The following is a 9,243-nucleotide window of genomic DNA, read 5'->3' on the forward strand; positions in this document are numbered from 1 at the left end:
CCGCGTTTCCCTATTGGCTCATAGGTTTCCCTGCCCGGCACGGAGAACCAGCGCGGCCGGTGCCCGGCACGCTGGAATGATGACGGTTCTGATCACGGAAATGTTGCCGGATCCGGCACCGGCACCGGCACCGGCACCGGTCGGCGGAGGATGCTCCGAGAGAGGACGTGGACGTGTCCACTGTTCCGCAGGTTGTCTTCGACGCCTTCCACCCGGCGCACCGGTCGAACCCCTACCCCAGGTACGCGGCCGTCCGTGAGTACACGGCGCTGTACCCACTGCGGCCGGACATCCTCATGGCGACCCGTTACCGGGAGTGCGCGGCTGTCTTCGCGGACCCGCTGTGGGGGCACGGGTACGAAGACGGCATAAACCCGTTCCGGCCGGGTGTCGATCCCGACGACGTTCCCGGGTCGATGCTGCGGATGGATCCGCCGAATCACACCCGGGTAAGAGGCCTGGTCAAGAGCGCCTTCATGCCCCGCACCACGGCCGGAATCCGCGATCGGATCGAGAGCCTCGTCAACAGGCTGCTCGACGCGGCGATCGAGGCCGGTGAGGTGGATCTGATGGAGGCGTTCGCGCGTCCGCTGCCGCTGACCATCATCGGAGACCTGCTCGGTATACCGCGCGAGGACCACACCCTGGTCCAGAAGTGGTCGTTGGAGATAGTCCGCGGTACGGACCCGGACATCCTGCAGACTCCCGAGAGCCTCGCTCGCAGGCCGGCGGCCATGGCGGAATTCGAGGCCTACTTCGCCGCGCTGCTCGCCCGGCGGCGCGTCGATCCGCACGACGACATACTGACCGGGCTGTGCGCGGCCCAGGACGAAGGCCAGCTGAACGGTGGTCGCGAGCCGCTCGGGCTGGCCGTCGGGCTGCTGATCGGCGGCTACGAGACGATCTCGGACGTGATCGGCAAGAGCGTCGTCGCCCTGCTGCGCAACCCCGACCAGGTCCAGCGATGGCTCTCCGACCCGGATCTGGCGGCACCCGCCGTTGACGAGCTCCTGCGGTACGAGCCACCGGTGCAGTTCACCCACCGGGTGGCACTGGCCGAACGCGAGGTCGCCGGGCACACGTTCGCCCGCGGCGACGGCATCGTCATCCTGACCGCGGCCGCGAACCGCGACCCGGCCGTGTACACCGACCCGGACCGCCTGGACATCACCCGGTTCGCCGGCCGTACCCCGGCACCGCGCCACCTGTCGTTCAGCGGCGGGCCGCACTACTGCCTCGGCGCGCACCTCGGCCGGCTGGAGACCGAGATCGCGATCGACACCCTCCTGCGCCGTGCGCCCGGCCTGGCGCTGACCGACGAGCCCGTCTGGCGCGACACGGTCGCCATCCACGGCCTGGACACGCTCCCGGTTCGCCTTCAGGCCTGAGCCTCGCTGGGCCTGTGCCTCGTCGGGCCTGTGCCTCGTCGGGCCTGTGCCTCGCCGGGGCGGGCCACGAGGGAGCCTGGCCGGTCTCGCCGCCCACCGCCGGCCTGTCAGGTACAGCTGATCACGAAGGTCAGGCGGGGTACCAACATGCGGGCTGCGCCAAAAGCCGGGAGGGCATTGTTTGCTGCGGGAGCGACTGTGCCACGCATTCGAGGAAGGGGCCTTCTCTGCGGCGACCGGGGGGTTGGCTCCACTGCCGATTGCGGTGTTCGTCTCGGAGAGCAACGACCATGAGAAAAGCAACAAACATTTTGCGAACCGTTGTGGCGGGTGCAGTGCTGGCGGCGGTGGAAGGGGCTGAACCGCTACCCGCGCGTTCCGGTGCGGCGCCCATCGTCGTCGGCCGCACCGGGCATCGGCCGCGGGTCAGCGCAGCCCGGAGCGGACGAACGCGTCGATGACCTGCCGCTGCATCACCAGGTAGATCGCGAAGATGGGCAGGCAGGCCAGCCCGGACGCCGCCATGATCGCGCCCCAGGCGTCGCCCTCGGCGCCCAGGAAGCTGCGGATGCCCAGCTGCACCACCGAGTTCGCGCGGGGCAGCACGAGCGCGGGCCACAGATAGTCGTTCCAGGCCGTGATGAACAACAGGATCGACAGCGAGGCGAGAACCGGGCGCAGATTCGGGATCACCACGGTCCACAACGTCGTCCAGGACCCGCGTCCGTCCATTTTGGCCGCGTCGAGCAGCTCCCGGGGAAAGGCCTGCATGTGCTGGCGGAGCATCAGCACGGCCAGCGCCGAGCACAGGTTGGGCACGATCACGCCGGCGAGGGTGTTGAGCAGCCCGATGTTCGACAGCACCAGGTAGTTCGACACCATCGTCACCTGGAACGGCACCAGCCAGGTGGCGACGAAGAGCAGGAACAGCAGCCCTTTCCCGCGGAAATCCCACGCGGCGAACGCGTAGGCGGCCAGCAGGCAGACGAGGAGCTGGCCCACGGCGGTCACCGCGGCGATCACAAAGGTGTTCGCGAGCAGGGTTCCGACGTCCAGGGAATCGAAGACGATCCGATAGTTCTCCAGGCTCAGCGGCCACGGGAACAGCGAGTTGTCGTTGACGTCGCCGGGGCGCCGGAACGAGCTGGCGAACATCCAGTAGATGGGGAACAGGCTGAACAGGCTGAGCACGATCATCAGCAGATGGCGGCCGGATGTCGGCAGCCAGCGCCGCCGTGAGGTCCCGGCCGCGGCGCCGCCTCCCGTATCCTCCGGGCCCGCCGAGCAGGAGACCGCGGCGGCTGCGTCTTTCGCGGCGGCTGCGTCTTTCGCGGCAGCGCCGGCCGAAGAAGGGGCAGCTGCCGAGCGGGCGGCTGCACCAGCCGAGGCGGAGGGCGCGGTGAGGGGCTCGGAGATGCTCATTTCGCGGAGTTCCTCAGTCGTCATGGAAGCTGAAGCGGTCAGCGAGCTTCACCAGGCCGGCGGCGAGCAGACCGAAGCAGCCGAAGAACACGAGCCCGGCGGCGGAGGCCAGCCCGGAGTCCATGCTGCGGAAGCCGAACTCCCACAGCAGGTAGTAGACGTTGGTCGTGCTGTCCGCCGGGCCGCCCTGGGTGAGCACGTCGATCAGCGGGAAGGTCCACTGGCCTGACAGCAGCACCGTCATCAACAGCATGAACAGCAGGGTCGGCCGCAGCAGCGGCAGCGTGATCCAGCGCAGGATCTGCCAGCGGGACGCCCCGTCCATCTCGGCGGCCTCGGCGTAGTCGGGGCTGATCCCGGACAGCCCCGCCGACACGACGAGCACCGCGAACCCGAGCATCTGCCAGGCGCAGATCGCGAGCACGGCCGGCAGCGCCGTCGACTCCTCCCGCAGCCAGTTGTGATCGCCCAGCCCGAACAGGCGGTTGAACAGCCCGGACGGGTCATACAGCCAGCGCCACACGGCCGCGGTCGCCACCGGCGCGACCAGCATCGGAACGAAGACCATCGCGCGGTAGGCCGTCCGGCTGCGTTCCCCCAGCCGGCGGGTGACCAGCGCGATCACCGTGGGCAGCACGATGGAGAACGGCAGCAGGCCGAGGACGTACCAGAGGGTGTTCAGCGCCGCGCCGCGAAGCTGCGGGAGCTGCAGAACCCGCTGGAAGTTCGCAAGCCCCACGTAGGTCTTCGGCGAGGTGGGCAGCAGGTTCCAGTGGTAGACGGACAGCTGCGCCGCCTCGACCAGCGGCTTGTAGGTCCACAGCACCAGGCATGCCAGTGCCGGGAGCAGGTAGAGATAGGGCGGTGCGGCGCCGCGTAGCCGGTGGGCCAGGCCCGGCCGGGTGGCCGAGTCCTCGCCCGACCCGGCCGGGCTCGTGGGCGCCGCCGTCGCCGCGGTCAGCGCGGCTTCGACGAACACGGGTCGTGCTCCTTACTTTCCGCTTGCTTCCTCGGTCTTCTCCACCGCGTCAGCGGTGCCCGGACGGATGGATCAGGCGGAGGTGAGCCCGTACTCCTCGGCAAGCTCGACCATGTCGGTCAGGTTCATCTCGTAGACCGCGGCACCCGGGTCGACCGGCACCGAGGTCGCGACGGCGCCGAGCGGGAAGACGTCCAGCCGGGTGTAGAAACCGCCGGTCAGACCGGCGAACTGGTCGGCGGGCCCGAGAGTGCGCGCACTGTAGGCGGTCGCGCCGGCGACCCACACCGGCACCCCGCCGATGCTCCCGGCGGAGGCGTGGTGCGCGTGCCCGCAGACCACGATCTTGACGTCGCTGCCGCGCAGGACGTCAGCGAGCTCGGCCGACTGGCTGAGGATCATCCCGTTGAGCATCTCGACGGGCGAGGGCACCGGCGGGTGGTGCAGAGCGAGCACCGTGCCCGCGGGCGCGGCGGTGGCGAGCTCGTCGGCGAGCCAGCGCAGCTGGGCGTCGGAGAGCAGGCCGGCGTGCTCGTCCGGCTCGGTGCTGTCGAGGACGATGATGCGCAGGTCACCCACCCAGTGCACGTAGTCGTGCGGGGTGTCGGCGCTCGGCTCGGCGCCGAGCAGCCCTTCGCGGAACGGTCCGCGGCTGTCGTGGTTGCCCATCACGTAGAGAACCGGCGCGCCGATCCGCTCGGCGACGGGCTCGACGGTGTCCCGCAGACGGCGGTAGGCGTCGAGCTCGCCCTTGTCGGCGAGGTCGCCGGTGAGCAGCAGCGCGTCCACCTGCACGCCGGACTTCTCCACCTGCTCCAGCGCGGCGACCAGGTTGGCGTGGGTGTCGACCTTGCCCATCATCAGCGAGCCTTCGGGCACGATGTGGGTGTCGCTGATCTGGATCACGGTGTGGGTGAGCTTCTGCGGCTCGGGAATCAGGAACATGGTTCGGCCTTCCGTGCGAAGCGGAGTCGAGGTCTGCGCGGGGAGACCTGCGCGGGAGAGGCGTCAGGCCGCGGAAACATCGTCGGTGACCGGTTGTCGTCAGTCACCGGCTGTTGTCGGCTATTGGATGCTGTCGGTCACCGCGTCGTCGGTCAGCAGTGCCTCGACCAGCCGGTCGAGGGCCTGCGGGGTCGCGCCGTGCGCCAGCAGGTAGCCGCGGATGTCGCCGTGCCCGGCCCGGATGCGTGCCAGCGTGTCGAGGATGAGCTGGGGCGGGCAGGCCATCACATCCGTCGGCAGGTCGCCGTCGCCGGCCTCTGCCAGCTGCCGTATCGCGGCGATCGCCTCCTCCCGCAGGTGGCGGGCCGTCAGCGCGAAGTCGGCGGCGATGGTCTCGTCCGGGACCCCACACAGGTCGAGGACCATCGCGACGACCATTCCCGTCCGGTCCTTGCCGGCGCTGCAGTGCACGATGCCGGGCAGCGCACCGGGTTCGGCCAGGGCGAGCACCGCGGCGGTGAGCCGGTCGCCGCGGTTGTCCACGGCGAAGTCGTAGATCGCCTGCAGGCTGATGGCGGCGCCGGCGCCGCGCAGGACGTCCATCGCCGCGCTGGCACCTGCCGCGGCCGCGGCACCCGGGGTGGCGGTGTTTGCCTGCGCCGTGTTGGCCTGGGCCGTCGCGGGGGCGGCGTCCGCCGGGGGAACCGTGTAGATCGGCACCCAGACCGAGCGGGCCGGGAGCTGCCCCAGCGCGTCCGGTTCCTGCGCGCGCTCGCCGGCTTCCCGCAGGTCGACGACCGAGCGCAGGCCGAGCTGGGCGAACCGGGCCCGTGCGGTGTCGGTCAGGGCGTGCATCGCGCCGCAGCGCAGCAGCGTGCGCCAGCGCACCCGGCGCCCGTCCGCGGTGCGGTAGCCGCCGACGTCACGAAGGTTGACGGATCCGGGCAGCTCAAGCCCCCGCCGGTCGCTCTCGACGTCCGCGACGTCCGCGACGTCCGCGACGTCCGCGGCGGCCTCGGCGTTCTCGGCGTTCTCGGCGTTCTCGATGGTGTCGGTGGTCATTGCGCTCACTTGGTCGGGAGGAGGTCGGTGGCCTGACGCTGGGCCGCGGCCAGGGTGGACTCGACGTCCTTGCCGCCGTAGACCGCGCTTTCGACCGCGGTCATCATCAGGTCGCCGATCTGCTGGTAGTCGTCCCCGGGGAAGGAGACCCACGGCTTGAGCCGGGTCAGCTGGGCCAGGTTCGGCTTGATCAGGGGATTCTTGTCGGCCCAGTCCTTGAGCGTGGCCGGGTCGTCGACGAGGCTTGGCCGCAGCGGCAGGTAGCCGATCTTCGAGGAGATCACGGTGTAGGCACGGTCGCTGGTGAGAAACTTGATGAGCTCCCAGCTGGCCCGCTGCTTGGCCGGGTCGGTCGACAGGATCGTCAGGCCGGAGCCGGAGTTCGTCGGCACCGCGGTCTTCGAGCCGAAGCCGGGCTCGGCCGCCGACCGCAACTGCCAGCCACCGGCCTGGGCCTGCTGAATGAACAGTCCCTGGACGGCGCTCGTCTCCAGGAGCATGCCGAGGTCACCGCGGCCGAACGTCTCGAACGCCTGCGCCTGCGACAGGTTCGGGCTGACACCCGCCTTGACCAGGTCGGCCGCCATCTCGACGGCTCCGACGGCACCCGTCTCGGCGAACGTCAGCTTCGTGCCGTCCTCGGAGAGCACCCGGCCGCCGTTGGAGAGCACCAGCGACTGGAAGCACCAGTCACCGGAGGACTTCGTCAGACAGTCGATCAGGACGCCGCCCTTGCCGGTCTTCTCCTTGATGGCGGTCGCCGCCGTCTTCACCTCGGCCCAGGTCGTCGGGGGCTTCTCCGGGTCGAGCCCGGCCTGCCGGAACAGGTCCGCGTTGTACCAGAGCACCGGGGTGGAGAAGACGTACGGAACCGCGTAGGTGTGCCCGTTGACGTCACCGAGCGTGCGCGCCGACTCGGCGAAGGGGTGATCACCCTCGAAGTTCGCCTGGACGGCGTCCTTGCCGACCAGCGTGTCGATGGGCTGGGCGCCCAGGCTGGTGGCGGCGAAGCTGAGCGCGTTGAAGGTGACCTGGGCGACGTCCGGCGGATTGCCGGCAAGCGCCTGGTTCTTGATGCTTCCGACGATGTCGGTCTGGCTGGCGCCCTGCGGCGGCTGCGCCCTGACCGTGATGTTGGGGTGTTCCTTCTCGAACTCGGCGAGCAGGCCCTCGATCGCCGGCTTCCAGGTGCCGGTGGACGTCAGGTTGTAGCTCTCGAAGACGATCGAGACCTTCTGGTCCGCGGACAGCTCGGGAATCGTGCTGGTGGATCCGGCGGCGTCCGTCGTCGAGGCGGCGGGTGACGACGACGTCGCGCAGGCCCCGGCGGTCAGCGCGACGAGCGCGATGCCGGCCGCGGCGAGCGACAGGCGTGGTCTGGCCACGTGATGCTCCTTTGCATGATGGCGTGGCGAATGAAGGGGTGATCGAACGAACGGGATGAACGGGACGAACGGGAAGCGGTGATCGCGGGGAAGCGGCGGCTCGGCGACCTGGCGGCCCGGCGGTCTGGAGGCCCGCGTCAGACCGCGGCGGCGGCGGGCCGCTGCGGCAGGCGCTGTGTGCTCGGCGTGTGCTGCGGGCTGGGCTTGTCCGCGGTGGGCTGCCAGGCGAGGCGGCGGCCGCTGGTGCGGTCGAAGAGGTGCACCTGATCGAGGTCGACGGTGAGCGTGACGGCGTCGCCCCGGCTCAGCCCGACCGGGCGCGGCCCGCGCAGCGCGACCGGCTGGCCGCCGATCTCACACCACGCGACCTCCTCACCACCGAGGTTCTCGACGCCGGTGACGACTCCCCGCAGCCGTGCCCGCTCGGCCGACCCGGCGGGCGCGGTCGAGTCGGCTCGCGCGGTCGAGTCGGCGGGCGCAGCTGTGTCGGCGGGCGCGGCTGTGTCGGCGGGCGCGGCTGTGTCGGCGGGCGCGGCTGTGTCGGCGGGCGCAGCTGTGTCGGCGGGCGCGGGCGAGCCCTCGGCGTCGCGGACGACCCGCAGGTGTTCCGGGCGCAGGCCGACTGTCACGTCCCGGGCGGCGTCCGAACCGGCCCACAGTGGGATCTCCAGGTCCGTGGCCGCCGCTCGCAGCCGGCCGGCACGTTCGGAGATCCGGGCCGAGAGCAGGTTCATCGGCGGTGAGCCGAGGAAGCCCGCGACGAACACCGAGGCGGGATTGTCGTACACCTCGGTCGGGGTGCCGATCTGCTCGAGACGTCCACCGTTGAGCAGCGCGACCCTGGTCGCCATCGTCATGGCCTCGACCTGGTCGTGCGTGACGTAGACGAACGTCGACCGGAGCCGGTGGTGCAGCGCCGACAGCTCGGTCCGGGTCGCGGTGCGCAGCTTGGCGTCGAGGTTGGACAGCGGCTCGTCCATGAGGAACGCCTGCGGTTTGCGCACCAGCGCGCGGCCGAGTGCGACTCGCTGCCGCTGCCCACCGGAGAGCTCCTTGGGACGTCGCCCCAGCAGCGCGGTGAGCTCCAGCTGGCCGGCGACCTCGCGGACCCGCTCGGCGATCTCCCGTTTCGGCAGCCGGGCCGCGCGCAGCGGGAAGCCGATGTTCCGCTCGACGGTGAGATGGGGGTAGAGCGCGTAGCTCTGGAACACCATGGCCAGGTCACGGTCCCGCGCCGGCGCGTAGGTGATGTCGGTGTCTCCCAGCAGAACGCGCCCCGCCGTCGGCTCGATCAGGCCGGCGATCATCCGGAGCAGGGTCGTCTTGCCGCATCCGCTCGGTCCGAGCAGCACCAGGAAGTCGCCATCGGCGATCTCCATAGAGATGTCCTCGACAGCGTGAACGGACCCGAACTGCCTGGTAAGGCCCTCGATCCTGATCCCAGCCACCCGGCCCCCCTTCGTGTACAGCAGTTTCAAGATTCGAAACCGCCATGGCTTGCTGTTACATGAGGAAGGGTCGGCCAGCCAGGTGAACAAACCGGGACGGACGGGGGAACGTGCGCGGTAACTTGCACGACGATGCAGGTCAGACATCCCATGTTTTTGGATGTCAAGGGGCGGGTGCGAGCGTGACGTTCCGCGGCCAGGCGGTTGCCTCGTCGTAGGGGGTATGGGTCTTGAGGCAGCCATGGAGGATGCCGACCAGGCGGTTGCCGAGCTGGCGGAGGGCGGCGTGGTGGGACTTGCCGCGTCCGCGGACGGTGTCGTAGTAGGCACGGGCGCCGGGCGAGGCGTTCAGGGCGCAGAAGGCCTGCTGGTGCAGGGCGTCGGCGAGCCGGTTGTTGCGGGCGTAGCGGGCCATGACCACGGTCTTGCGGCCTGAGGCGCGGGTGATCGGGCTGGTGCCGGCGTAGTTGCGGCGGGCTTTGGCGTCGGTGTAGCGCTTCGGGTCGTCCCCGAACTCGGCGAGCACCCGGGCAGCGAGGACCGTGCCCAGGCCGGGCTGGGACAGCAGGACCTCGAGCGTCCGGGTGCTCGCCAAATGGGCTTCGACCTGCTCC

At 70.3% G+C, this 9,243-nt stretch carries 7 protein-coding genes and 1 pseudogene; 1 reads left to right on the forward strand and 7 read right to left on the reverse strand.

The window, feature by feature from the left end; translation table 11 throughout:
• Window positions 1–173 precede the first annotated feature (173 nt).
• Window positions 174–1,388, forward strand: a complete 1,215-nt coding sequence (locus FREUN1FDRAFT_RS36290) for a cytochrome P450 (protein ID WP_006545398.1) — start codon at window positions 174–176, stop codon at window positions 1,386–1,388.
• Window positions 1,389–1,814: 426 nt separating this feature from the next.
• Here FREUN1FDRAFT_RS36290 and FREUN1FDRAFT_RS36295 read toward each other — a convergent pair whose 3' ends face one another.
• The 7 genes and pseudogenes from FREUN1FDRAFT_RS36295 to FREUN1FDRAFT_RS36325 form a co-directional block, all read right to left on the reverse strand.
• On the reverse strand, window positions 1,815–2,810 hold the full coding sequence (locus tag FREUN1FDRAFT_RS36295) for a carbohydrate ABC transporter permease (RefSeq protein WP_006545399.1): 996 nt from the start codon (window positions 2,808–2,810) through the stop codon (window positions 1,815–1,817).
• A gap of 13 nt (window positions 2,811–2,823) precedes the next feature.
• Window positions 2,824–3,789: a carbohydrate ABC transporter permease gene (locus FREUN1FDRAFT_RS36300; protein ID WP_006545400.1), complete on the reverse strand. Its 966-nt coding sequence runs from the start codon at window positions 3,787–3,789 to the stop codon at window positions 2,824–2,826.
• Window positions 3,790–3,861: 72 nt separating this feature from the next.
• A complete protein-coding gene (locus tag FREUN1FDRAFT_RS36305) occupies window positions 3,862–4,734 on the reverse strand; it encodes a metallophosphoesterase (protein ID WP_006545401.1) in 873 nt (290 codons plus the stop codon).
• A gap of 120 nt (window positions 4,735–4,854) precedes the next feature.
• Entirely contained in the window at window positions 4,855–5,796 is a 942-nt protein-coding gene (locus FREUN1FDRAFT_RS36310; protein ID WP_006545402.1) for a tyrosine-protein phosphatase, read from the reverse strand.
• 5 nt (window positions 5,797–5,801) lie between these two features.
• The gene (locus FREUN1FDRAFT_RS36315; protein WP_006545403.1) at window positions 5,802–7,181 is read right to left on the reverse strand and encodes an ABC transporter substrate-binding protein; all 1,380 of its coding nucleotides are present in this window, start codon (window positions 7,179–7,181) and stop codon (window positions 5,802–5,804) included.
• A 137-nt stretch (window positions 7,182–7,318) separates the two neighbouring features.
• The gene (locus tag FREUN1FDRAFT_RS36320; protein ID WP_050796177.1) at window positions 7,319–8,629 is read right to left on the reverse strand and encodes an ABC transporter ATP-binding protein; all 1,311 of its coding nucleotides are present in this window, start codon (window positions 8,627–8,629) and stop codon (window positions 7,319–7,321) included.
• 163 nt (window positions 8,630–8,792) lie between these two features.
• Window positions 8,793–9,243, reverse strand: a pseudogene (locus FREUN1FDRAFT_RS36325) (transposase); the annotation flags it as partial.

This window comes from Parafrankia sp. EUN1f, assembly GCF_000177675.1.
Taxonomy (GTDB): Bacteria; Actinomycetota; Actinomycetes; order Frankiales; family Frankiaceae; genus Parafrankia.

Bases quoted from the DNA above. Each gene is read 5' to 3' on its own strand.
- FREUN1FDRAFT_RS36295 (WP_006545399.1), bottom strand. From the start codon at position 2,810: ATGAGCATCTCCGAGCCCCTCACCGCGCCCTCCGCCTCGGCTGGTGCA.
- FREUN1FDRAFT_RS36305 (WP_006545401.1), bottom strand. From the start codon at position 4,734: ATGTTCCTGATTCCCGAGCCGCAGAAGCTCACCCACACCGTGATCCAG.
- FREUN1FDRAFT_RS36310 (WP_006545402.1), bottom strand. From the start codon at position 5,796: ATGACCACCGACACCATCGAGAACGCCGAGAACGCCGAGAACGCCGAG.